This is a genomic window from Streptomyces sp. NPDC088707 (assembly GCF_044752725.1).
Taxonomy (GTDB): Bacteria; Actinomycetota; Actinomycetes; order Streptomycetales; family Streptomycetaceae; genus Streptomyces.
The window spans coordinates 542911-563953 of sequence record NZ_JBIVLV010000003.1; the positions used below are offsets into that span (position 1 = coordinate 542911).

The 21043-nt window shown below is 73.5% G+C and carries 19 protein-coding genes and 2 tRNA genes; 17 read left to right on the forward strand and 4 right to left on the reverse strand.

Annotation, left to right across the window (positions count from 1 at the left end):
- Positions 1-63: 63 nt before the first annotated feature.
- From ACIP84_RS13265 to ACIP84_RS13300, 8 genes are all read left to right on the forward strand, one after another.
- Positions 64-1230 carry an acyl-CoA dehydrogenase family protein gene (locus tag ACIP84_RS13265; protein WP_355963144.1) on the forward strand — a complete coding sequence of 389 codons (1167 nt, stop codon included), beginning with the start codon at positions 64-66 and terminating at the stop codon, positions 1228-1230.
- Entirely contained in the window at positions 1227-2312 is a 1086-nt protein-coding gene (locus tag ACIP84_RS13270; protein WP_401797879.1) for a bifunctional MaoC family dehydratase N-terminal/OB-fold nucleic acid binding domain-containing protein, read from the forward strand. The genes ACIP84_RS13265 and ACIP84_RS13270 overlap by 4 nt, the downstream gene beginning before the upstream one ends.
- 1 nt (position 2313) lies before the next feature.
- The gene (locus ACIP84_RS13275; RefSeq protein ID WP_401797881.1) at positions 2314-3342 is read left to right on the forward strand and encodes an acyl-CoA dehydrogenase family protein; all 1029 of its coding nucleotides are present in this window, start codon (positions 2314-2316) and stop codon (positions 3340-3342) included.
- Positions 3339-3746 (forward strand): MaoC family dehydratase, encoded by a 408-nt coding sequence (locus tag ACIP84_RS13280; RefSeq protein ID WP_401797883.1) that lies wholly within the window; start codon positions 3339-3341, stop codon positions 3744-3746. The genes ACIP84_RS13275 and ACIP84_RS13280 overlap by 4 nt, the downstream gene beginning before the upstream one ends.
- Positions 3743-4909 (forward strand): lipid-transfer protein, encoded by a 1167-nt coding sequence (locus tag ACIP84_RS13285; protein ID WP_355963155.1) that lies wholly within the window; start codon positions 3743-3745, stop codon positions 4907-4909. Before ACIP84_RS13280 ends, ACIP84_RS13285 begins: the two co-directional genes overlap by 4 nt.
- Positions 4910-5201: 292 nt before the next feature.
- Positions 5202-6311: a DUF1906 domain-containing protein gene (locus ACIP84_RS13290; RefSeq protein ID WP_401797885.1), complete on the forward strand. Its 1110-nt coding sequence runs from the start codon at positions 5202-5204 to the stop codon at positions 6309-6311.
- 125 nt (positions 6312-6436) lie between these two features.
- Positions 6437-6982, forward strand: coding sequence for a SigE family RNA polymerase sigma factor (locus ACIP84_RS13295; protein WP_073908966.1), 546 nt, complete (start codon positions 6437-6439; stop codon positions 6980-6982).
- A gap of 210 nt (positions 6983-7192) precedes the next feature.
- The gene (locus tag ACIP84_RS13300) at positions 7193-8845 is read left to right on the forward strand and encodes a long-chain fatty acid--CoA ligase (protein ID WP_355963161.1); all 1653 of its coding nucleotides are present in this window, start codon (positions 7193-7195) and stop codon (positions 8843-8845) included.
- Between the two features lie 103 nt (positions 8846-8948).
- Here the strand turns inward: ACIP84_RS13300 and ACIP84_RS13305 are convergent, their stop codons facing one another.
- The gene (locus ACIP84_RS13305; RefSeq protein ID WP_401797887.1) at positions 8949-12896 is read right to left on the reverse strand and encodes a PAS domain-containing protein; all 3948 of its coding nucleotides are present in this window, start codon (positions 12894-12896) and stop codon (positions 8949-8951) included.
- A 147-nt stretch (positions 12897-13043) separates the two neighbouring features.
- Positions 13044-13469, reverse strand: a complete 426-nt coding sequence (locus tag ACIP84_RS13310; protein ID WP_355963321.1) for an SSI family serine proteinase inhibitor — start codon at positions 13467-13469, stop codon at positions 13044-13046.
- Positions 13470-13810: 341 nt separating this feature from the next.
- On the opposite strand from ACIP84_RS13310, the gene ACIP84_RS13315 reads away from it, so the two are divergent.
- From ACIP84_RS13315 to ACIP84_RS13330, 4 genes are all read left to right on the forward strand, one after another.
- A tRNA-Ser gene (locus tag ACIP84_RS13315) sits at positions 13811-13901 on the forward strand.
- Positions 13902-14133: 232 nt separating this feature from the next.
- A tRNA-Arg gene (locus ACIP84_RS13320) sits at positions 14134-14206 on the forward strand.
- Between the two features lie 274 nt (positions 14207-14480).
- The gene (locus ACIP84_RS13325; protein WP_030318096.1) at positions 14481-14846 is read left to right on the forward strand and encodes a PH domain-containing protein; all 366 of its coding nucleotides are present in this window, start codon (positions 14481-14483) and stop codon (positions 14844-14846) included.
- Positions 14847-14989: 143 nt separating this feature from the next.
- Positions 14990-15814, forward strand: coding sequence for a BRO family protein (locus tag ACIP84_RS13330; RefSeq protein ID WP_401797889.1), 825 nt, complete (start codon positions 14990-14992; stop codon positions 15812-15814).
- On the opposite strand, the gene ACIP84_RS13335 is transcribed toward ACIP84_RS13330, so the two are convergent.
- Positions 15799-16194 carry a hypothetical protein gene (locus ACIP84_RS13335; protein WP_401797891.1) on the reverse strand — a complete coding sequence of 132 codons (396 nt, stop codon included), beginning with the start codon at positions 16192-16194 and terminating at the stop codon, positions 15799-15801. The two genes, ACIP84_RS13330 and ACIP84_RS13335, sit on opposite strands and share 16 nt — an antisense overlap.
- A gap of 25 nt (positions 16195-16219) precedes the next feature.
- Between ACIP84_RS13335 and ACIP84_RS13340 the strand changes: the two genes are divergently transcribed.
- From ACIP84_RS13340 to ACIP84_RS13355, 4 genes are all read left to right on the forward strand, one after another.
- The gene (locus ACIP84_RS13340; RefSeq protein ID WP_401797893.1) at positions 16220-17089 is read left to right on the forward strand and encodes a DUF2797 domain-containing protein; all 870 of its coding nucleotides are present in this window, start codon (positions 16220-16222) and stop codon (positions 17087-17089) included.
- An 85-nt stretch (positions 17090-17174) separates the two neighbouring features.
- Positions 17175-17510 carry an antibiotic biosynthesis monooxygenase gene (locus ACIP84_RS13345; protein WP_355963172.1) on the forward strand — a complete coding sequence of 112 codons (336 nt, stop codon included), beginning with the start codon at positions 17175-17177 and terminating at the stop codon, positions 17508-17510.
- Positions 17497-18501 carry an amidohydrolase family protein gene (locus tag ACIP84_RS13350; RefSeq protein ID WP_401797895.1) on the forward strand — a complete coding sequence of 335 codons (1005 nt, stop codon included), beginning with the start codon at positions 17497-17499 and terminating at the stop codon, positions 18499-18501. The genes ACIP84_RS13345 and ACIP84_RS13350 overlap by 14 nt, the downstream gene beginning before the upstream one ends.
- Before the next feature lie 84 nt (positions 18502-18585).
- Positions 18586-19329 carry a response regulator transcription factor gene (locus ACIP84_RS13355; protein WP_355963175.1) on the forward strand — a complete coding sequence of 248 codons (744 nt, stop codon included), beginning with the start codon at positions 18586-18588 and terminating at the stop codon, positions 19327-19329.
- Here the strand turns inward: ACIP84_RS13355 and ACIP84_RS13360 are convergent.
- Positions 19305-19577, reverse strand: coding sequence for a hypothetical protein (locus ACIP84_RS13360; RefSeq protein WP_401797989.1), 273 nt, complete (start codon positions 19575-19577; stop codon positions 19305-19307). The genes ACIP84_RS13355 and ACIP84_RS13360 overlap by 25 nt on opposite strands.
- Here ACIP84_RS13360 and ACIP84_RS13365 point away from each other — a divergent pair.
- Entirely contained in the window at positions 19513-21030 is a 1518-nt protein-coding gene (locus tag ACIP84_RS13365) for a sensor histidine kinase (RefSeq protein WP_401797984.1), read from the forward strand. The two genes, ACIP84_RS13360 and ACIP84_RS13365, sit on opposite strands and share 65 nt — an antisense overlap.
- The last annotated feature ends 13 nt before the right edge of the window (positions 21031-21043 follow it).

Sequence of the window (21043 nt, forward strand, 5' to 3'; positions counted from 1 at the left end):
GACAGACGTCCTGAATCTGACGGACAGTCAGAAACCTCAGTCGTCCCACGGGAGGCCGTCGCCGTGCACCTCGCCCCGACCGAGCGGCAGCTACGGCTGCGCGCCGAACTCCGCGCGTACTTCCGGGACCTGATGCCCGAAGGCCCGCCGCCCGCCTCCGACACCGGCGCCCAGCGCCGGCTGCTCCGCCGGATCGGCGCCGACGGGCTCCTCGGCCTCGGCTGGCCCGAGGAGTACGGCGGTCAGGGCCGGGGTCCCGACGAGCAGTTCGTCTTCTTCGACGAGGCGTACCGCGCGGGTGCCCCCGTCTCGATGGTCACGCTCAACACCGTCGGCCCCACCCTCATGACCTACGGGACCCAGGAGCAGAAGGCCTACTTCCTGCCCCGGATCCTGCGCGGCGAGACCGTCTTCGCCATCGGGTACAGCGAGCCCGAGGCCGGCACGGACCTCGCCTCCCTCCGGACGCGCGCGGTCCGCGACGGTGAGTCCTGGCTGATCGACGGCCAGAAGATCTTCACCTCCAACGCCCAGAACGCCGACTGGATCTGGCTCGCCTGCCGCACCGACCCCGACGCGCCTCCGCACAAGGGCATCTCGATCGTCCTCGTCCCCACGGACGCCCCGGGCTTCTCCTGGACCCCGATCGCGACCGTGGGCGGGCTGACGACCACGGCCACCTACTACGACGGGATACGCGTCCCCGCCGGGAACCTCGTCGGGCCCGAGCACGGGGGCTGGGGGCTCATCACCGACCAGCTCAACCACGAGCGGGTCGCGCTCGCCGCGATCGGCATGCAGGCCGAGGACTTCTTCGCCGCGGTGCTCGACCGGGCCCGTACCCCCGATCCGGTGACGGGAAGGCGTCGCATTGACGAGCCGTGGGTGCGGATCCGGGCCGCCGAAGCCCATGCCCGGCTGGCCGCGACACGCCTGCTGAACTGGCGTCTGGTGGGAGACGTGGGGGCCGGACGGCTGGCCCCCGGCGACGCGAGCGGCGTGAAGTTCGTGGGAACCGAATCGGCGGTGGAGGTGTATCGAATATGTCAGGAGATCGCGGGTGGGTCGGGGACGGTGCGAGCGGGATCGCCGGGGGAGTTCGACGGCGGTGAGCTGGAGCGCATGAACCGGGCCGCGCAGATCAACACCTTCGGGGGAGGGGTGAGCGAGGTGCAGCGCGAGATCGTCGCGAGGATGCGGCTCGGCATGAAGGGGAGGGGTCGGCGATGACCCTCACACGGAGCCAGGACGGACCGGATCCGTCGCCGGACGGGCTGGAGTCGTCGTCGGACGGGCCGGATCCGTCGCCGGACAGGACAGACCCCTCGCCGGACAGGCCGGAGTCGTCGTCGGACGGGCTGTACGAGCGGCGGCTCGCGGGGTTCGCGGGGCGGTCCGCCGCGACGGCCGGCACCGGCAAGGACCCGGTCAACCTGCCCATGATCCGCCACTGGTGCGAGGCCATGGGGGACGACCATCCCGCCTACCGGGGGCCCGGCGCCGTCGCCCCGCCCACGATGCTCCAGGCCTGGACGATGGGCGGTCTCTCGGGGCACACGGACCGCTCCTCCGCCCACGAGGAGCTGTTCGCCCTCCTCGACGGGGCCGGATACACCTCGGTGGTCGCGACCGACTGCGAGCAGGAGTACCTGCGGCCGCTGCGGCCCGGCGACGAGATCAGCTTCGACACCGTCATCGAGTCCGTGTCGGCCCTCAAGACCACCAAGCTGGGGCCGGGGCACTTCGTCACCACCCGGACCGACGTCCGCGCCGGCGGGCAGCCGGCCGGCACCCACCGCTTCCGCATCCTCAAGTACGCGCCCGCCGCGCGCCCGCGCGGGCCGGAGCCCGGCCCCGGGGCCGGGGGGAAGCAGCCGGAGGGGAGCCGGTCGGCGGGAAAGCCGCCGGAGGCCCGCCGGCCCCGGCCCGTGGTCAACCGGGACAACGCCGGATTCTGGGAGGGCGTGGCCGCGCACCGGCTGCTCATCCAGCGCTGCGGCGACTGCGCCGCCCTCCGTCTCCCCTGGCTGCCGGGGTGCGCCGACTGCGGTTCGCCGGAGTGGGACACGGTCGAGGCGAGCGGCGCCGGGACGGTCTACTCGTACGTGGTGATGCACCACCCGTCCTTCCCGGCCTTCGACCCGCCGTACGCGGTCGGTCTCGTCGAACTCGCCGAGGGCGTACGGATGATCAGCAACGTGGTGGGCGTGCCGTACGACAAGGTGCGGATCGGGATGCCGGTGCGGCTGGAGTTCCTGCGCGTCGACGAGGAGCTGGAGCTTCCCGTCTTCCGCGCGGGAGGGGAGGACTGACATGGACTTCACCCCCACCGAGGAGCAGGAGGCCGCCCGTGAGCTGGCCGCCCGGATCTTCGCCGACCTCGCCACCCACGAGCGGCTCAGGGCGGCCGGCACCGGCAGCGACGCCGAGCTCTGGAAGGCCCTCTGCGCCGCCGGGCTGCCCGGCTCCGTCGAGGAGACCGGACTGCTCGGCCTGGTCCTCCTCCTGGAGGAGCAGGGACGCGTGACGGCCCAGGTGCCGTTCGCCGCGACCTGTGTGTACGGGATCCTCGCCGTCGTCCGGCACGGCACGGACGAGCAGCGCGCCCGGCTGCTGCCCGGCCTCCGCGACGGTACGACGGTGGTGACGGGGGCCTTCCCGGGCTCCGGCACCGTCACCTCGCGCGAGGGGAGGCTCAGCGGGGCCGTGGACTGGGTGCCGTGGCTCAGGGACGCCACCCATGTCCTCGTCCCCGACGCGGACCGTGCCCTCTGGCTGGTCCGCACCGAGGACGCGGCCCGGGTCGATCCCGTCGAGCTCACCGCACCCTGGTCCGCCGGCCGGCTCGTCCTCGACGGGGCGGCGGGGGAGCGGCTCGGGGAGGGCGCTGCCCATGCGGACGTGCTCGCCGCCGCCCGGGTCGCCTTCGCCGGGCTGCAGGCCGGGGTCTGCGCCGGGTCGCTGGCCAGGGCCGTGGAGTACACCTCCGTACGGGAGCAGTTCGGCCGCCCGCTCGCCACCCACCAGGCCGTGCAACTGCGGGCCGCGGACGCCCATATGGACACCGAGACCATCCGGGTCACCGCCTACGAGGCCGCCTGGCGCCACGACGAGGACCTGGACGCCCGCGGGGCGGCCCTGACCGCCGCCTGGTGGGCCTCCGAGGCGGGGAAGCGGGTCGTGCACGCCGGGCAGCATCTGCACGGCGGCATGGGCGCGGACCTCGACCACCCCGTGCACCGGCACTTCCTGTGGGGCAGGCAGCTCGACGCCCATCTCGGCTGCGGCACCGAACTCCTCGCCGAACTCGGCGACCTGCTCGCTGAAGGAGACCTGTCATGAAGCCCGGCACCGGGACCTTCGTCGAGCCGGGGGACGAGCTGCCGCCGCTGACGATCCCGATCACCCGCACCCTGATCGTCGCCGGGGCCGTCGCCTCCCGCGACTACCAGGACGTGCACCACGACGCCGAACTGGCCAGGGAGAAGGGCTCCCCGGACATCTTCATGAACATCCTCACGACCAACGGCCTCGTCGGCCGGTACATCACCGACCACTTCGGCCCCCGCGCCGTCCTCCGCGGGGTCGCCATCCGGCTCGGCGCCCCCAACCACCCCGGCGACACCATGGTGCTGACCGGCACGGTCACCGAGGTCGAGGGGGACACCGCACACGTCCGGGTCGTCGGTGCGAACGGGCTCGGGCACCACGTCACGGGGACGGTCACCGTGGAGGTGCCGCGATGAGTCTCCGTACCCGGGACGGCCTCGGCGGCCGGGCGGCCGTGGTGGGCATCGGGGCCACCGCGTTCTCCAAGGACTCGGGCCGCAGCGAGCTGTCGCTCGCCGCCGAGGCGGTGCGCGCGGCCCTCGACGACGCCGGGCTCGCCCCCGCCGACGTCGACGGCATGGTCACCTTCACGATGGACACCAACCCCGAGATCACCGTCGCCCAGGCGTCCGGCATCGGCGAGCTGTCCTTCTTCTCCCGCGTGCACTACGGCGGCGGGGCGGCGTGCGCCACCGTGCAGCAGGCGGCGCTCGCGGTCGCCACCGGCGTCGCGGAGGTCGTGGTCTGCTACCGGGCGTTCAACGAGCGCTCAGGGCGGCGCTTCGGCTCCGGGGTCCAGCAGCGCGAACCCTCCGCCGAGGGCGTCGCACTCGGCTGGCAGCTGCCCTTCGGGCTGCTCACCCCGGCCTCCTGGGTCGCGATGATCGCCCAGCGGTATCTGCACACCTACGGGCTGACCCCGGACGCCTTCGGCCATGTCGCCGTCACCGACCGCCGCCACGCCGCCCGCAACCCCGCCGCGTACTTCCACGGGAAGCCGATCACCCTCGCCGACCACGCCGCCTCGCGCTGGATCGTCGAGCCGCTCCGGCTCCTCGACTGCTGCCAGGAGACCGACGGCGGCCAGGCGATCGTCGTCACCTCCGTCGAGCGCGCCCGCGACCTGCGGTGCCCGCCGGCCGTGATCCTGGCGGCGGCACAGGGAGCCGGCCGGAAGCAGGAGGCGATGACCAGCTTCTACCGGGACGAGCTGACGGGGCTTCCGGAGATGGGGGTCGTGGCCCGGCAGCTCTGGCGGACCTCCGGCCTCGCGCCCGGCGAGATCGACGTGGGCATCCTCTACGACCACTTCACCCCGTTCGTGCTCATGCAGTTGGAGGAGTTCGGCTTCTGCGGTCCGGGGGAGGCGGCCGACTTCGTCGCGGCGGACGCGCTCCCGCTGAACACGCACGGGGGACAGCTCGGCGAGGCCTATCTGCACGGTATGAACGGCATAGCGGAGGCGGTACGGCAGCTCCGCGGGTCCTCCGTGAACCAGATACCCGGGGCGGAGCGGACCTTGGTCACGGCGGGCACGGGGGTTCCCACGTCCGGGTTGATCCTGGGCACGGACGGCTGAGGCGACGGCCTCAGCGGTGGCCGCCCGGGGCGGGCGGTTCTTCACTCGCGCCATGAGCACACACGCACCACGACCGGAGCCCACTCCCGCACGGGCATCCGCCCCCACTCCCCCGCCCGCTCCCGCAGGGGCGGCCTCAGAGCCCGCTCCCGCACGGGCGGCCTCAGCGGACCCGAGGCCGGCCCCGACCCCGCCCCCGACCCCGACTCCGCCGGCGACCCAGCCGCCGTCCGCGCCGACTCCCGGGGCGCGGGCCGGGGCCCGCACCTGGCGCCAGGTGCGGCTGCGGATCATGGTCGGGGCCGTCGTGGCGACGCTGGCCGGGGCGGCCCTGGCGGTCGCCCCCGAACCGGCGGTCGCCCCCGACCGCGCCCCGGCGGGTCCCACCCCCGCCGCCGGTCCCCTCGCCCCCGCCGCCCCGACCGCTCCCCTCGCCCCCGCCGCCCCGACCTCCGCGCCGGGCAGAGACGCGTCCGCCCCCGCCGCCCCGACCTCCGCGCCCGGCCGAGACGCGTCCGCCCCCGCCGCCCCGACCTCCGCGCCCGGCCGAGACGCGTCCGCCCCCGCCGCCCCGAGCTCCGCGCCCGGCGGAGTCGCCTCCGCCCCCGCGCTCGTGCACTACGTCGGGCAGGCCTTCGACACCTGTGAGGCGCCGTCCCTCACGGTGATGAGGGCCTGGAGCAGTTCGCCGTACGGGGCCGTCGGGATCTACTTCGGCGGACGGGGGCGTGGCTGCCCCACCCAGCGGGAGCTGACTCCCGCCTGGGTCGCCTCCGTCGATGCCATGGGCTGGCGGCTGCTGCCGCTGTTCGTGGGGTCCCAGGCGCCGTGTGTGAACGCCGTCGCCAAGCGGCCGTTCGCCATCGGCAGCAGCCCGGTGAGCCAGGGCACCCGGGAGGGGGGCGAGGCGGTACGGGCCGCGCAGGCTCTGGGGCTGGACGTGAGCAGCCCGCTCTACCTCGACATCGAGGCGTACGACCAGGACGACGCGGGCTGCGCGGCGACCACCCTCTCCTTCGTCCGCGCCTGGAACCGCGAGGTGCGTCGTCTCGGCTACGTGCCCGGGTACTACAGCAGCGCGGACACGGGCGTACGGGACATCGAGGCCGCGCGGCGGGCGGGGACGCAGGACCTGCCCGCCGTGATGTGGTTCGCGCGCTGGCTGGGGCGGCCCGCGCTGTACACCGAGCCGGTGCTGCAGCCGGAGGCCTGGACACCGCACGCCCGGATCCACCAGTACGCGGGCAATGTCAGCGAGGCGTACGGCGGCCGCCGCCTCGACCTCGACCGGAACGCGATGGACGCGCCCGTCGCGCGGGTCGTCCCCGCGGCCACTCGCGGGGACGGGACCACCGACGCTGCCCGGCTTTCCGAGGCGGTACCCCCCGTCCCCCGACCCTGAGGTCGCCCCGAGGGTTCTCCACCCAGAGGAGGTCGGGCCGTCCCCGCCCCTACAACCTGAGGCGGACCGCGGGTCGGGACCTGGGGCCGATCCGCCGGGCGCCCCTCCCCTCATAGCGTGGAGTCATGACTCCGCCACCCTCTGGCCCCGTCTGCGCCGGTGCCTCGCAGTACGCGTCGTACTCGACCTTCTCGTCGTACGTACGGGCGCGTGGGCCCGTGCTCCTGCGCACCGCGCGCTCCCTGACCGCCAACCCCTGCGACGCCGAGGACCTGCTGCAGACCGCGCTGGCCAAGACGTTCGTCGCCTGGGAGCGCATCGAGGACCACCGCGCCCTGGACGGTTACGTCCGCCGTGCGCTGCTGAACACCCGCACGTCGCAGTGGCGCAAGCGCAAGGTCGACGAGTTCGCCTGCGACGAGCTGCCGGAGCCCTCCGGTGTCCCGGAGCCGGACCCGGCCGAACGGCAGGTGCTGCACGACGCGATGTGGCGTGCGGTGCTGAAGCTGCCCGAGCGGCAGCGCCAGATGGTCGTTCTCAGGTACTACGAGGATCTCAGCGAGGCCCAGACCGCCGAGGTCCTGGGGGTGTCCGTCGGCACCGTGAAGAGCGCGGTGTCGAGGGCGCTCGGCAAGCTCCGCGAGGACCCGGAACTGACCCCCGTCCGATAGGGGGCGCGGCGAAGGCGGGCAGCGGGCGGGCACCGAGCACGCAGCAACCGACCAGCAAGCGGGAGAAATCCTCCGCAATCGGCACAGTGTGCCACTCGTGCCAGTGATCACTGGCATTTTCCGTACTCTCGGGTAGTGACATACCGAGCGGTACGTGCGCAGAATCGCCACACCCTTTCTGCCACGTAGCGCCCACCGGGAGGACGCCCCGTGTACAGCACCATGCAGGACGTACAGCTGACCGTGAGCCGCATTCTCAAGCACGGAATGACGATTCACGGAAAGTCGATCATCACCACCTGGACGGGCGAGCCCGAGCCGCAGCGCCGCACGTTCGCGGAGGCCGGAGCACGCGCGCACCAGCTGGCCAACGCCCTGCGCGACGAACTCGGGGTCACCGGCGACCAGCGGGTCGCGACCCTCATGTGGAACAACTCGGAGCACGTCGAGGCGTACTTCGCGATCCCCTCCATGGGCGCGGTCCTGCACACCCTCAACCTCCGTCTTCCCCCCGAGCAGCTGGTGTGGATCGTCAACCACGCCGCCGACCGGGTCGTCCTCGTGAACGGCTCCCTGCTCCCCCTCCTCGCTCCGCTGCTGCCGCACCTGCCGACGATCGAGCACATCGTGGTCGCGGGCCCCGGCGACCGTTCCGTCCTGGACGGCGTGGCCCCCCGCGTGCACGACTACGAGGAGCTGATCGCGGGCCGTCCGACCACGTACGACTGGCCCGAGCTGGACGAGCGTTCGGCCGCCGCCATGTGCTACACCTCCGGCACCACCGGCGACCCCAAGGGTGTCGTCTACTCGCACCGTTCGATCTACCTGCACTCGATGCAGGTGAACATGGCCGAGTCGATGGGCCTCACCGACAGGGACACGACCCTGGTCGTCGTCCCGCAGTTCCACGTCAACGCCTGGGGCCTGCCGCACGCCACCTTCATGACCGGCATCAACATGCTCATGCCGGACCGCTTCCTCCAGCCGGCCCCGCTCGCCGACATGATCGAGCGCGAGAAGCCGACCCACGCGGCCGCCGTCCCGACCATCTGGCAGGGCCTGCTCGCCGAGGTCACCGCCCACCCCCGTGACCTCTCGTCGATGTCCCAGGTCACCATCGGCGGCGCGGCCTGTCCGCCCGCGCTCATGGAGGCGTACGACCGGCTCGGCGTCCGTCTCTGTCACGCCTGGGGCATGACCGAGACCTCCCCGCTGGGCACGATGGCCCACCCGCCGCACGGCCTCACCGCCGAGGAGGAGTGGCCGTACCGCGTCACGCAGGGCCGTTTCCCGGCCGGCGTCGAGGCCCGTCTGGTCGGCCCGGCCGGCGAACACCTGCCCTGGGACGGCGAGTCCGCCGGAGAGCTGGAGGTGCGGGGCACCTGGATCGCGGGCTCGTACTTCGGCGGCATCGACGGCGAGGCCATCCGCCCGGCGGACAAGTTCAGCGAGGACGGCTGGCTCAAGACCGGTGACGTCGGCGTGATCAGCCCGGACGGCTTCCTCACCCTCACCGACCGCGCCAAGGACGTCATCAAGTCCGGCGGCGAGTGGATCTCCAGCGTCGAGCTGGAGAACGCGATCATGGCGCACCCGGAGGTCGCCGAGGCCGCCGTCGTCGCCGTGCCGGACGAGAAGTGGGGCGAGCGCCCGCTGGCGACCGTCGTCCTCAAGGACGGTGCCACGGCGGACTACGAGACGCTGAAGGCCTTCCTCGCGGACGAGGGCGGCATCGCCAAGTGGCAGCTCCCGGAGCGCTGGGCGCTCGTGCCGGCGGTACCGAAGACGAGCGTCGGCAAGTTCGACAAGAAGGTCATCCGCAGGCAGTACGCGGCGGGCGAGCTGGACGTGACGGAGCTGTAGGCGCGGATCTCGCACCGGCTACGGATACGGGTGGGGGGAGGGCCTCGACGAGGCCCTCCCCCCACCCGTATCGCGTACGCGCGTCCGTGACCGGCTGGTCGGTCTAGTTGGTGCCGATCTTCGCGAGCAGGTCGACGATCCGGGCCTGGACCTCGGCGCTGTTCGAGCGCTCGGCGAGGAAGAGGACCGTCTCGCCGGAGGACAGCGTCGGCAGCTCCTCCTCGACGAGGTCGGTCGAGGTGTAGACGACGAGCGGGGTGCGGTTGAGCTGGCCGTTCGCCCGCAGCCAGTCGATGATCCCGGCCCGGCGGCGACGCACCTGCATCAGGTCCATCACCACCAGGTTGGGCCGCGTCTGGGTGGCGAGCGTGACCGCCTCGGTGTCCGTGGCCGCCCGCGCGACCTGCATGCCGCGCCGCTCCAGGGTGGCCGCGAGCGCCTCCGCGATGTCCTCGTTCTCCTCGATCAGGAGGACGCGGGACGGGTGCTGCTCGCTGTCGCGCGGGGCGAGCGCCTTGAGGAGTACGGCCGGATCGGCGCCGTACGCGGCTTCCCGGGTCGCCTGCCCGAGCCCGGCCGCGAGGAGTACGGGCACCTCGGCGGCGACGGCGGCCTGGCGCAGCGACTGGAGCGCGGTACGGGTGATGGGCCCGGTCAGCGGGTCGACGAAGAGCGCGGCCGGGAAGGCGGCGATCTGGGCGTCGACCTCCTCGCGGGAGTGCACGATCACCGGCCGGTAGCCCCGGTCGCTCAGCGCCTGCTGGGTGGAGACGTCGGGGGCGGGCCAGACGAGCAGCCGGCGCGGGTTGTCGAGGGGCTCCGGGGGGAGTTCGTCGTCGACGGGGCGCGGCGCGGGCCGGTTGGCGACCTCGACGGCGCCACCGGGGCCGTCGAGCGGCTCGGGACCCTCGGCGGAGCCCTCGGCGGGCGCTCCTATGGCGTACGCGCGGCCCTCGGGTGCGCGGGACGGCGTCTGCGCCGGGGTGTCCGCCTGCGGGTGCGGCCTGGCATCGCCGTGGGCCGGTACGGGGGGTGCGGACGGGACCGGCGGATCGGCCTCCGGCGGGGTGGCGAGCCGGCGCCGGCGCCCCGAGCCGTTGGAGCCGCCCGTGCCACCGGCGCCGTGGGAGGGCGCGCCGGGGGCCATCGGGGCCGCCGGGGTCGCCGGGACGGGAGAGACGGCAGGGGTCGCCGGACCCGCCGCGGCGGGCGGCGGGACGAAGGGGACGCCCTGCCCGAGGGTGCGCACGCTGAACGCCCGACCCTGGGTCGAGTCCTTCGGCATGGGCAGCTCGGGCGGCAGCGGTACGGAGCCGGTGCCGGACGCCCCGGTGCCGGCGGCCCCGGTCCCGGATCCGGAACTGGTGGTGTCCCGGGGCTCGGCCGGCGCGGCGGACGCGGACCGGGCCGGGCCCTGGGCCTGCGGAATCGACGGCAGGGGCGGCAGCGGCTCCGGCTCGGGCGGCGGAGGCGTGACGGCCCGGCGGCGCCCGGTCGGCTCGGCCGGCGGCTGGGCGTGCGGATGGGGCTGCGGAGGCGTGTGCCCGGCGCCGGGGACACCCCGTACGGCTTCGTGCTGCCCCTCGTCGGAGACCGGCAGCGGCCCGGCGACGGGAGAGGGGACGCCCGGTCCCGCGAACGGCGCCGTTTCGGGCTCGGGGGGACGGTCGGCGTCGGCGGGCGGGAGCGCGAACGGCGTCCGGGGCCCGGCGTCGGCCGCCGCCGCCCGTTCCTGCGCGGCGGCGAGCGCACGCCGACGGCGCCCGCTGGGCTGAGGTTCGGACGCGACCTCTGCGGAGGCCACGGCCGGCAGGGCGCGGGCGAACGCGGGGGCCGACGGAGCCCCCGAGGGCTCGACGGCGACGCCCTGCGGCGGCACGGCGGCGCCGAGCGCGGCCCGTCCCTGCGCGCCTTCGGCAGCGGTCACGACGGACCCCTCGGCGGGCCGGCCGCGCCGGCGCCCGGTCGGCTCGACGGCGGGGGCGCCGGGGGCGCCCGGCGTCGAACCGGTGGCGGGAACGGCCTGTTGCCCGCCCGAGTTCTGCTGGGCCGGGATCAGTTCGGCGGGTCCGCCGGCGGCCTCCGCCGTACGGGCACGGCGCCGCCCGCTGGGCTCGGCACCGCCCTCGGGCGCGACCGAGCTCTCCAGGAAGGCGTCCGTGGAACTGCGTCGGGCGCGTCGCCGTCCGCCGCCGGAGGTCTCCGAGGAGTCGACGGCGAGCGCGAGAGGAGCGGAAGGAGCGGGGGATCCGACGGAACCGGAGGAACCGGAGGAACCGGAGGAACCGGAGTGAGCCGAGGAACCGGAGGGGCCCGAGGAACCGGAGGGGGCCGAGACGGGCGCGGAAGCCTGCGCGGGGAGCGCGAGCGCCTCCCGGCCGCCACCGACCTGCCCGCCGACCGGTCCGAGTCCGGGCGCGCCGCCCGGCCCGCCCGCACGGCCCGTCTCCGTCGCGGGGACCGTGCCCCGCCCCGTACCGACCGGGACCTCGAGGACATACGCGCCGCCGGTCGTCCCCGGCACCTCGTGGGTCTGCACGACACCGCCGTGCGCCGCCACGATGCCGCGTACCACCGGCCCGTGGACCGGGTCGCCGCCCGCGTACGGGCCGCGGACCTCGATCCGTACGACGTCACCGCGCTGTGCGGCCGCGACGACGATCGTGGAGTCGGCCGGCCCGGACCCCTGGGTGGTGGCGCGGTTCTTGCCGGTCGCGTCGACGCCCGCGACGTCCGCGACGAGGTGCGCGAGCGCGGTCGCGAGCCGGGGCGCGTCGACCTCGGCCTCGATGGGCGGCGCGTGCACGGCGAACTGGGCGCGGCCGGGGCCGATCAGGTCGACGGCCCCGTCGATGCCCGCCGTCACGACCCCGTCGAGGAGCGCGACGCGCTTGTCCAGCGCCTCCGCGCCCGCGTCCAGGCGCTGGTAGCCCAGCACGTTGTCGACGAGCGCCGTCATACGGGCGTACCCGGCGGCGAGGTGGTGCAGCACCTGGTTGGCCTCGGGCCAGAGCTGTCCGGCGTCGTCCGCGGCGAGGGCGCTCAGCTGGGTGCGCAGCTCCTGGAGGGGGCCGCGCAGGGACTCGGCGAGGACGGCCGTGAGCTGCTCGTGCCGGGCGGCGAGGGAGGCGTACCGCTCCTGCTGCGCCTCCCGGTCGGCGGCGTTCCGCTCGGCGCGGTCGGCGAGTTCGGCGGCGTTCCGCTCGGTGAGTTCCTTGATCTCGGCGGCGTGTTCCTCGACGAGCTGCTCGTACGGCCTGCGGTCGGTGAAGGTCATGACCGCGCCGACGAGCTGGTCGCCGTCGCGGACCGGGGCGGTCGTCAGGTCGACCGGCACGCGGTCGCCCTTCTTCGCCCAGAGGACCTGCCCGCGGACGCGGTGCTTGCGGCCGGACTTGAGGGTGTCGGCGAGCGGTGATTCCTCGTACGGGAAGGGCTCGCCGTCGGGGCGCTTGGCGAGGATCAGCGGGTGCAGCTCCTGGCCGCCGAGTTCGCCGGCGCGGTAGCCGAGGATCTGGGCGGCGGCCGGGTTGACGAGGACGACGCGGCCGTCGGTGTCCGTGCCGACGACGCCCTCGGCCGCGGCGCGCAGGATCATCTCGGTCTGCCGCTGAGAGCGGGCGAGTTCCGCCTCGGTGTCGAGAGTGCCGGTGAGGTCCCGGACGACCAGCATGAGCAGTTCGTCGCCGGTGTAGCCGCCGTACGAGTCGTAGGCCTCGCGGCCGTCCTCCAGGCTGGCGCTCGTCACCTCGACGGCGAACTCGCTGCCGTCGGTGCGGCGGGCGATCATCCGGGTCGGCTTGGTGCGGCCGCGCTCGTCGGTGCCCTCCGGGCGGCGCATGGAGCCGGGGATGAGGCGGGAGTCGAAGCCGGGCAGGAGATCGAGCAGGCCGCGTCCGACGAGTGCGGTGCCCGGGGTCTCGAACATGCCGAGGGCGATCGTGTTGGCGTTGACGACCGTGCCGTTGCAGTTGACGAGCACGAGGCCGTCGGGGAGGGCGTCGAGTATGGCTGCGAGGCGAGCAGCGCCCCGGGATGGCCTGCTGCTCACGACGACGTTCCTCCCTGACGCACTGCAACGTGCATGCCCTATCGGCCGGCCGGCCCCATCTTGCCCCTCGGGCCGCACCCTGTCACGGAAGGGAGTCTAAGGGAGCCTCCGGGGGGTGACCCCGGTCTCATCCCGTCCCATCCTGTCTCATCCCCGGACAAGAGGAAGGACCGGCTCCAGATTCTCCCAGCGGTTGATCTCACAGCCGTTGGCACGGGAGAAGCGGGCGTCGACCGTGCGGCCCTGCCAGGTGCCGGTGACGTGGGCGAGGGCGGGCCCCCCGTAGACCTGGGTGCAGAACTGGTCCGCGGGCACGGGCTCGAAGGGGTTCGCGCCCTCCTTCGCGAGCCGGTCGAGGCGCTCGCAGGCGTTCTCGCGCGCCGGGTGGTTTCCGCCGGCGCGGTCGTCGCACCTCAGCTCGAAGGTGCCGTCGGCGTCCGGATGGCCGCTCTCGGAGACGGTCACGGTCAGCTGCTCGGGCGGCGTGAACAGGGGAAGCGGCGGGAGCGGACCGAGCCCAGCGGTGCCGGCGGCGGCGGTGGCGAGGGACGCGAGGACGAGGCGGCGCAGCATGCGGATCTCCAGGAGCGGGGGCGAGCGGGGAGCGGCGGTGCACGACGGACGCGGGCGCACGACGTGCTCCCACCCCGTCTAACGCTCGGGGCGGCCGGGCGTTGCGCAAGCGGGGTGCGCCGGGCGGGCGACGGGCGGGCGCGGGTGTCGGCGCGGAGGCGGCCGCCGTGAGTCCGGCGGCTCGGGCGGGCCCGGCTTCGGAGGGTTCGGCGGGCGCCACGTCGGTGCCGCTGGGCTTTGCCCTCGACCCCGGAGGGCTAGTACGGTGAGAATCGATTGGTGACAGCCGGTTCGCCTGTGTCATCATCTGCACGCACCACCCGCGTATGCGTGAGGTGCATGGAGGCGTCGCCTAGTCCGGTCTATGGCGCCGCACTGCTAATGCGGTTTGGGTCTTAAAGCCCATCGAGGGTTCAAATCCCTCCGCCTCCGCCCCTACCGAAGCCCCGGCCCCACAGGCCGGGGCTTCGGCCGTTTCCGGCCCACAGCGCGGCGCCCCGCCACCCCCCACGATCCGGCCGCAATCACGGCCCGTGCGACGTTTCCGCAGGTCACAAGGGGTGAGGCCAATGGATTTCACATGGCGGCGGCAGTCATGTAATGTTCTGTCTGTCGCCGCGAGCGGGTCGAAAGACCGGGGAGCGAAGGCAAAACAAAAGAACAAGCACTCGTAGCTTAACGGATAGAGCATCTGACTACGGATCAGAAGGTTGCAGGTTCGAATCCTGCCGAGTGCACACAGATGAGAGGCCCCCTGGACATCGTCCAGGGGGCCTCTGGCATCAGCGGGTGACATCAACGCGTAGATCAGCCGCGCCGACGATCTCGTAACGGCATCTGGCTACACAACCTGTCCGTTGCTGTCGGGTCCGAGCGCGTGGGCGCTGAGGTCGATGTCCGAGGCACAGTAGGTCGAAGGCCCCGGGCGAGAGTCCGGGGCCTTCGGTGTTGTCGGGGTGGAGGGTTAGGGTCGGATGATCGTTCTTTTCTCTTCGATGTGGGGGTTGGGGCATGGCGCTCTTCGGGAACGCGCACGCGATTGATCCGGCGCAGGCGCAGCAGGACTACGCGCGGCTGCTCGGGCAGGGGGAGCAGGTGCACGCCGCGTACCTGCTGATCCGCGACACCATCTTCTTCACCGACCGGCGGCTCGTGCTGGTCGACAAGCAGGGCATCACCGGCAAGAAGGTCGAGTACCACTCGATCCCGTACAAGAGCATCACGCACTTCGCGGTCGAGACCGCCGGCACCTTCGATCTGGACGCCGAGCTGAAGATCTGGATCTCGGGCAGCCAGCTGCCGGTCCAGAAGACCTTCACCAAGGGCGTCGACATCTACGAGGTGCAGGCGATCCTCACGCAGTTCGTCGCCCGCTAGGGCGGCAGCCCGTCTGCGCAGGTGTGGGGGAGGGATTTCCGGGGATATACCCGGGAATCTCTCCCCTTTTGGGTGAACCTGTCTGATTTGCATGTCAGTTGAATATGCCTTCGTCCTAGCTTGCGAGACGGAGGTGATGATCGATGGACGCGATCGACATCGATGACTTGGTGTACGCCGCCACCGGTGCGCCCCTGCGGCGGCTGACCGCGTACGACGGGACCCACTGGTTCCCCGTCGTGGACGTGGCGAAGCGGCTGGGGTACGGGGGAAGCCGGGAGGCGCTGCGGACGGTGGCGCTGCCCGGGACGTGCCTGGCGTCCGCGCGGGAGCTCGCCGGGGGCGAGGAGTTCTCCGGCCGGTGCGGGATCCGGGCGTCGACGCGGATGGTGAGCCTGCAGGGGCTCGTACAGCTCGTCGGGGCCTGCCGGAGACCGGAGGCAGGGCCGTTCCGGGCGTGGACGGCCGAGGTCATAGCGGCGGTCCAGCGGTACGGGGGGTACGGGCTCGAACCCTCCCCCGTGCACGGCGGGTTCGTGCTGCCGCCCGAGCTCGTCGACGTCCTCGTACGGCTCGACGGGCAGTTCGACGAGCGGGCCGTCGCGTACGCCGAGCACACCGAGTACGCGGAGCTGCTCCGTGAGACCCGGCGGAGTCTCTCAAGGGTCGCCGACTCCCTTGAACGGCTCTCCGTGCCCCGCCAGCGCGCCGGCGCCGCCGTCGCGCTCACCCCGCAGCAGCTCGTCGAGTCCTGGGCCGTCACCGGGGACGTGCGCACGGTCGCGAGCTGCCTCGCCCCCGCCCTGGTCCGCGGCGGCGTCCGCTACCGGGCCCAGGACATCGGCCGGCGCACCGGTCTCACCGGCGAGCGCGTCCGGGACTGCGTGCGTCACCTCATCGAGCGCGGGTGCATCCGGGAGGTCGGCGGACCCGACGCCGACGGGGCTCGGATCTACGTCCTGCCCTGAGCCGGCACGACGACGATCTGGTACGCGTCCCTGTAGACGACCCGGCCCGGGTCCGCCGACTCCAGGCGGACGCAGGGCACCCCGTGGTCACGCAGGATGCGCAGGTACGGGGCGACCCGCGCCAGTGCCTCGGCGGCCGCCGGGCGGAACCAGGCGGCCGCGCCCGGGTTCAGATCCGGGTCGTAGACCGTCGGGTCGACCGCGGTCGGGTCGGGGAAGTGGGCGTCGTACCAGTCGTTCGAGGAGCGCCAGACCGCCCACTCCTCGGGGGACAGCCTGCCCTCCCGGGCCAGCAGGTTGGTCAGGCCGAAGACCCCGGGGTGGTTGCCCCGCGGGCCCGGGGCAGGGGACTGGAAGCGGATGTGGCGGAGACTGGACATCCGGGGAGCATAGGGAGGCGCGGGCGTGGAGTGGCGGTGTCGGGGGATCACCTGGAGCGGAGGCGCGCCCGGTCTGCGGTGGCGGGGCGGGAGGGTCAGCGACCTCGCGTACGGTCAGCGGCTCGCCTTCCGGGCCGTGGGGGAGCGCCGGTGTCCGGGGGCGCGGGGGAATCCCTGCCCGCTGGAGTCCGTCGTGCCCGGACGTGCCACCGGAGGGCGGTGCGGCGAGTGCGCGCGGCTCGACCGGGCCCGTTCCGTCGCCGCCGACACCTTCCTGGACGATCCGCAGCCGTACCGGGTCTACCTGGCCTGGTTCGGGCCCGGGATGACCAAGGTCGGGATCACCGCGGAGGCCCGGGGCGAGGCGCGGCTGCTCGAACAGGGCGCCGTCGCGTTCAGCTGGCTCGGGCGGGGGCCGCTGATGGCCGCCCGGCGGACCGAGGAGGTGCTGCGGCAGGCGCTCGGGGTTCCCGACCGGGTGGCGTACGAGCGGAAGCGCGCCGCCCGGCACACCCTGCCGCCCGCCCCGGACCGGGCCCTGGAGGTGCGGGAGCTGTACGGGCGGGCGCGGGAGGTCGGCGGCTGGACGGAGACCCTGCAGCCGCTGGACTTCGCCGCACGCGACCACGCCGAGGCCTTCGGTCTCGACGGGCTGCCGCCGTTCGCGGGCACGGTCACGGAGCTGGTCGACGGGGGTGTCGTCTGCGGGCGGCTGCTCGCCGCGGCCGGGCCCGATCTGCACCTGCTCGACCCCGGCGGGCGCTGTATCGCGCTCGACACCCGGCTGATGGGCGGTTGGGTGCTGCAGGGTGCCGGGGAGGAGGACGCCTTCTCCGTGCCGGTGTCGGAGGCGGCGCCCGCCGTCGACCTGAGCAGCCAGGGGGAGCTCTTCTGACGGCCCGCCGTCCCTTCGTAAAGTCTTGGATCCCTTTCCCCGGGGGCCGTGGACATCCCCGACCCGGCCCGGCGAGGGTGATCACATGACCCCCAAGCTGGTGGCGGACATCGAACCGCCCTACTACACCGCTGTGTTCACTTCGATCCGGCCCGACGCCCCCGAGGGCTACGCCGAGACGGCCGCGCGGATGGACGAACTCGCCCGGGAGATGCCGGGCTTCCTCGGCCACGAGTCCGCCCGTACTCCCGGTGGCATCGGTATCACCGTCGCCTACTTCCGGGACCTGGAGTCGCTCGACGCCTGGCGGGTGCACGCCGAGCACCGGGCCGCCAAGGCGCAGGGGCGGGAGCACTGGTACGACAGCTACAGCGTCCACATCGGCAAGGTCGAGCGGAGTTACAGCTTTGAGCGCGAGTAACGAGAGCGGCGCGAACGGCGGAAGCGACCGGAGCTGCGCGAGCGGCGGAAGCGACCGGAGCTGCGCGAGCGGCGGAAGCGACCCGAGCGGCGAGGCCCGCGAGGCCCGCGAGGCCCGCGAGAGCGACGACATCCGGGCGCTCGTCGGGCGGCTCGGGATTCCCGGGCTCGTCGACGTGCACACGCACTTCATGCCGCAGAACGTCCTCGACAAGGTCTGGGCCTACTTCGACGCCGTCGGCCCCCTGACCGGTACGGAGTGGCCCATCACCTACCGCGAGGAGGAGGAGCGCCGGCTCGCCCTCCTGCGGGGCTTCGGGGCGGTCGCGTTCACCGCGATGCTCTATCCGCACAAGCCCGGGATGGCCGCCTGGCTGAACTCCTGGGCGGCCGACTTCGCCTCCCGGACCCCCGACTGCCTGCACACCGCGACCTTCTTCCCCGAGCCGGGCGTCGAGGGGTACGTCCGGGAGGCGCTCGACGCGGGGGCCCGGGTCTTCAAGGTGCACCTCCAGGTCGGCGGCTTCGACCCTAACGACGTGCGGTTGGACCCGGTCTGGGGAGCCCTGGCCGACTCCGGCACCCCCATCGTGGTGCACTGCGGCTCCGGGCCCACCCCGGGCACCTTCACCGGACCCGGGCCGATGGGACGGCTGCTCTCCCGCCACCCCCGGCTCCGGGTGATCGTCGCCCATATGGGGATGCCCGAGTACGGCGAGTTCCTCGACCTCGTCCAGCGGTACGAGGGCGTCCACCTCGACACCACCATGGCCTTCACCGACTTCAGCGAGCGGCTCGCGCCCTTCCCCAGCGCGGAGCTCAAGCGGCTCGTGGACGTCGGGGACCGGATCCTCCTGGGCTCCGACTTCCCGAACATCCCGTATCCGTACGTGCACCAGCTCCACGCCCTCGAACGCCTCGGGCTCGGGGACGACTGGCTCCGGGGTGTCCTGTACGAGAACGGCGCCGCGCTGTTTCACGTGAAACCCTGAGGGCCAGGCCTCGACGGCCCTTTCTCAGGGAATTCACAGGGAAGGGCAAGAGGCCTCTCAGCGGCGGCCGACAGTGTGGGTTCCATGACCGTCACCACACGCCGTACCGGCACCCGCGCCGACCTGCTCCGTGCCGACGGAACCGCCGTCCGTGTTCTCGTCGTCGACGACGAGGCCCCGCTCGCCGAGCTGCTCTCCATGGCCCTGCGCTACGAGGGCTGGCAGGTGCGCAGTGCCGGGGACGGGGCGGCCGCCCTGCGTTCCGCGCGGGAGTTCCGGCCCGACGCCGTCATCCTCGACATCATGCTGCCCGACGTCGACGGCCTCAGCCTGCTCGGCCGGATCCGGCGCGAACTGCCCGACGTGCCGGTGCTGTTCCTGACGGCGAAGGACGCCGTCGAGGACCGGATCGCCGGGCTCACGGCCGGAGGCGACGACTACGTCACCAAGCCGTTCAGCCTGGAGGAGGTGGTGGCCCGGCTGCGCGGGCTCATCCGCAGGTCGGGCGCGGCTCTCGCGCGCAGCGAGTCGCTGCTCGCCGTCGGGGACCTCACGCTCGACGAGGACAGTCACGAGGTCACCCGGGGCGGCGACTCCATCCACCTCACGGCGACCGAGTTCGAGCTGCTGCGCTATCTGATGCGCAATCCGCGGCGGGTGCTCAGCAAGGCGCAGATCCTCGACCGCGTCTGGTCGTACGACTTCGGCGGCCAGGCGAATGTCGTCGAGCTCTACATCTCGTATCTGCGGCGGAAGATCGACGCGGGGCGTGCCCCGATGATCCACACCCGGCGCGGGGCCGGCTATCTCATCAAGCCGGGGGAGTAGCGGCTCGTGGTGAGAGGCGCAGGGCAGCGGACCCGATCGTCGCGGACCCGGTCGTCGCGGACCGGATCCTCGCGGACCGCGTCATCCCCGGCCCGGTCGTCGCGGATCTGGTCATCCCCGACCCGGTCATCCCCGCCCCGGTCGTCCCCGACCTCGTCGTCGGGGGCCCGGGGGCCGTGGTCGCTGCGCACCCGTCTCGTCGTCTCGGCGGTCGCGCTGATCGCGGTCGTCGCGGCCGTCATCGGCACGGTCACGACGATCGCGTTCCGCTCGTACCTGTACGACCAGGCAGACGACGGGCTCCGCAGCGTGTCCACGCGGGCCGCCGGGCCGCCGGACCGCGTCGGCCTGCCCGACCCGGAGAGGGAGAAGCCGGAAAGGCCGCCGCTCGGCTTCCTCAAGGACCCCGGCGCGCCGATAGGGACGCTCGGTGCGGTCCTGACCGGTGGGGAGGTCTCCGAGGCCGGCTACTCGACGGAGACGGCGGGGGAGACCGGCGCGTACCAGCCGCTGTTCCCCGTCGAGAAGCTCGACGCCGCCCAGATGTCGGCGCTCTCCGCCGTCCCGCGTGACGGACGGCCGCACACCGTCGATCTCCCCGGCGGCCTGGGTTCCTACCGGGTCGAGTACGCGGAGGGCAGCCGTGGCGCCTTCCTCATCGGCATCCCCCTCACCGAGGTCGAGGACGCCCTGTCCACCCTGATCCTCGTCGAGCTCAGCGTCACCGGCGCCGGGCTCTTCGCCGCCTCGCTCGCCGGAACCGTGCTCGTCCGGGTGGCCCTGCGGCCGCTGCACCGGGTCGCCGTCACCGCACGGCAGGTCGCCCGGCTGCCCCTGCACAGCGGTGAGGTGGCGCTCCACCAGCGGGTCCCCGACGCGGAGGCCGATCCGCGGACCGAGGTCGGCCAGGTCGGCGCCGCCCTCAACCGGATGCTCGACCACGTCCACTCGGCGCTCGACGCCCGCCAGCAGAGCGAGACCCGCGTCCGGCAGTTCGTCGCCGACGCCAGCCATGAACTGCGCACCCCGCTCGCCTCGATCCGGGGGTACGCGGAGCTGACCCGGCGCGGCCGCGAGGAGTGCGGGCCCGACACCCGGCACGCCCTCGGCCGCATCGAGTCCGAGGCGACCCGGATGACGGGCCTCGTGGAGGACCTGCTGCTGCTCGCCCGGCTGGACGCCGGGCGCCCCCTCTCGTACGAGCCCACCGACCTCGTCCCGCTGGTCGTGGACGCCGTGAGCGACGCCCGCGCCGCCGGTCCGGACCACCACTGGTCCCTCGAACTGCCCGAGGACGGCGCCGGCGCCGTACGGGCGGACGGTGCCCGGATCCAGCAGGTCCTCGTCAACCTCCTCGCCAACGCCCGGACGCACACCCCGCCGGGGACCCGGGTCACCGCGCGGGTCGGTACGGAACCCGGCGCGGTTCTCGTCCGGATCGAGGACGACGGGCCCGGCATCCCGGCCGCGCTCCTGCCCTCCGTCTTCGAGCGGTTCGCCCGCGGCGACGCCTCCCGCTCCCGCAACGCCGGATCCACCGGCCTAGGGCTCGCCATCGTCCGGGCGGTCGTGTGCGCGCACGGGGGCGAGGTGGGCGTCGAGAGCGCCCCGGGCCGGACCGTCTTCACCGTCCGGCTGCCCGCCGCGTCCCCTGCGGAAGCCCCCTCACAGGCAGGCCACAGGCTCATCACACAGCCGTGACAGCGGCCCCGGC

Bases quoted from the DNA above. Each gene is read 5' to 3' on its own strand.
- ACIP84_RS13270 (WP_401797879.1), top strand. From the start codon at position 1,227: ATGACCCTCACACGGAGCCAGGACGGACCGGATCCGTCGCCGGACGGG.
- ACIP84_RS13275 (WP_401797881.1), top strand. From the start codon at position 2,314: ATGGACTTCACCCCCACCGAGGAGCAGGAGGCCGCCCGTGAGCTGGCC.
- ACIP84_RS13280 (WP_401797883.1), top strand. From the start codon at position 3,339: ATGAAGCCCGGCACCGGGACCTTCGTCGAGCCGGGGGACGAGCTGCCG.
- ACIP84_RS13285 (WP_355963155.1), top strand. From the start codon at position 3,743: ATGAGTCTCCGTACCCGGGACGGCCTCGGCGGCCGGGCGGCCGTGGTG.
- ACIP84_RS13290 (WP_401797885.1), top strand. From the start codon at position 5,202: ATGGTCGGGGCCGTCGTGGCGACGCTGGCCGGGGCGGCCCTGGCGGTC.
- ACIP84_RS13295 (WP_073908966.1), top strand. From the start codon at position 6,437: ATGACTCCGCCACCCTCTGGCCCCGTCTGCGCCGGTGCCTCGCAGTAC.
- ACIP84_RS13310 (WP_355963321.1), bottom strand. From the start codon at position 13,469: ATGCTGCGCCGCCTCGTCCTCGCGTCCCTCGCCACCGCCGCCGCCGGC.
- ACIP84_RS13325 (WP_030318096.1), top strand. From the start codon at position 14,481: ATGGCGCTCTTCGGGAACGCGCACGCGATTGATCCGGCGCAGGCGCAG.
- ACIP84_RS13330 (WP_401797889.1), top strand. From the start codon at position 14,990: ATGGACGCGATCGACATCGATGACTTGGTGTACGCCGCCACCGGTGCG.
- ACIP84_RS13335 (WP_401797891.1), bottom strand. From the start codon at position 16,194: ATGTCCAGTCTCCGCCACATCCGCTTCCAGTCCCCTGCCCCGGGCCCG.
- ACIP84_RS13345 (WP_355963172.1), top strand. From the start codon at position 17,175: ATGACCCCCAAGCTGGTGGCGGACATCGAACCGCCCTACTACACCGCT.
- ACIP84_RS13355 (WP_355963175.1), top strand. From the start codon at position 18,586: ATGACCGTCACCACACGCCGTACCGGCACCCGCGCCGACCTGCTCCGT.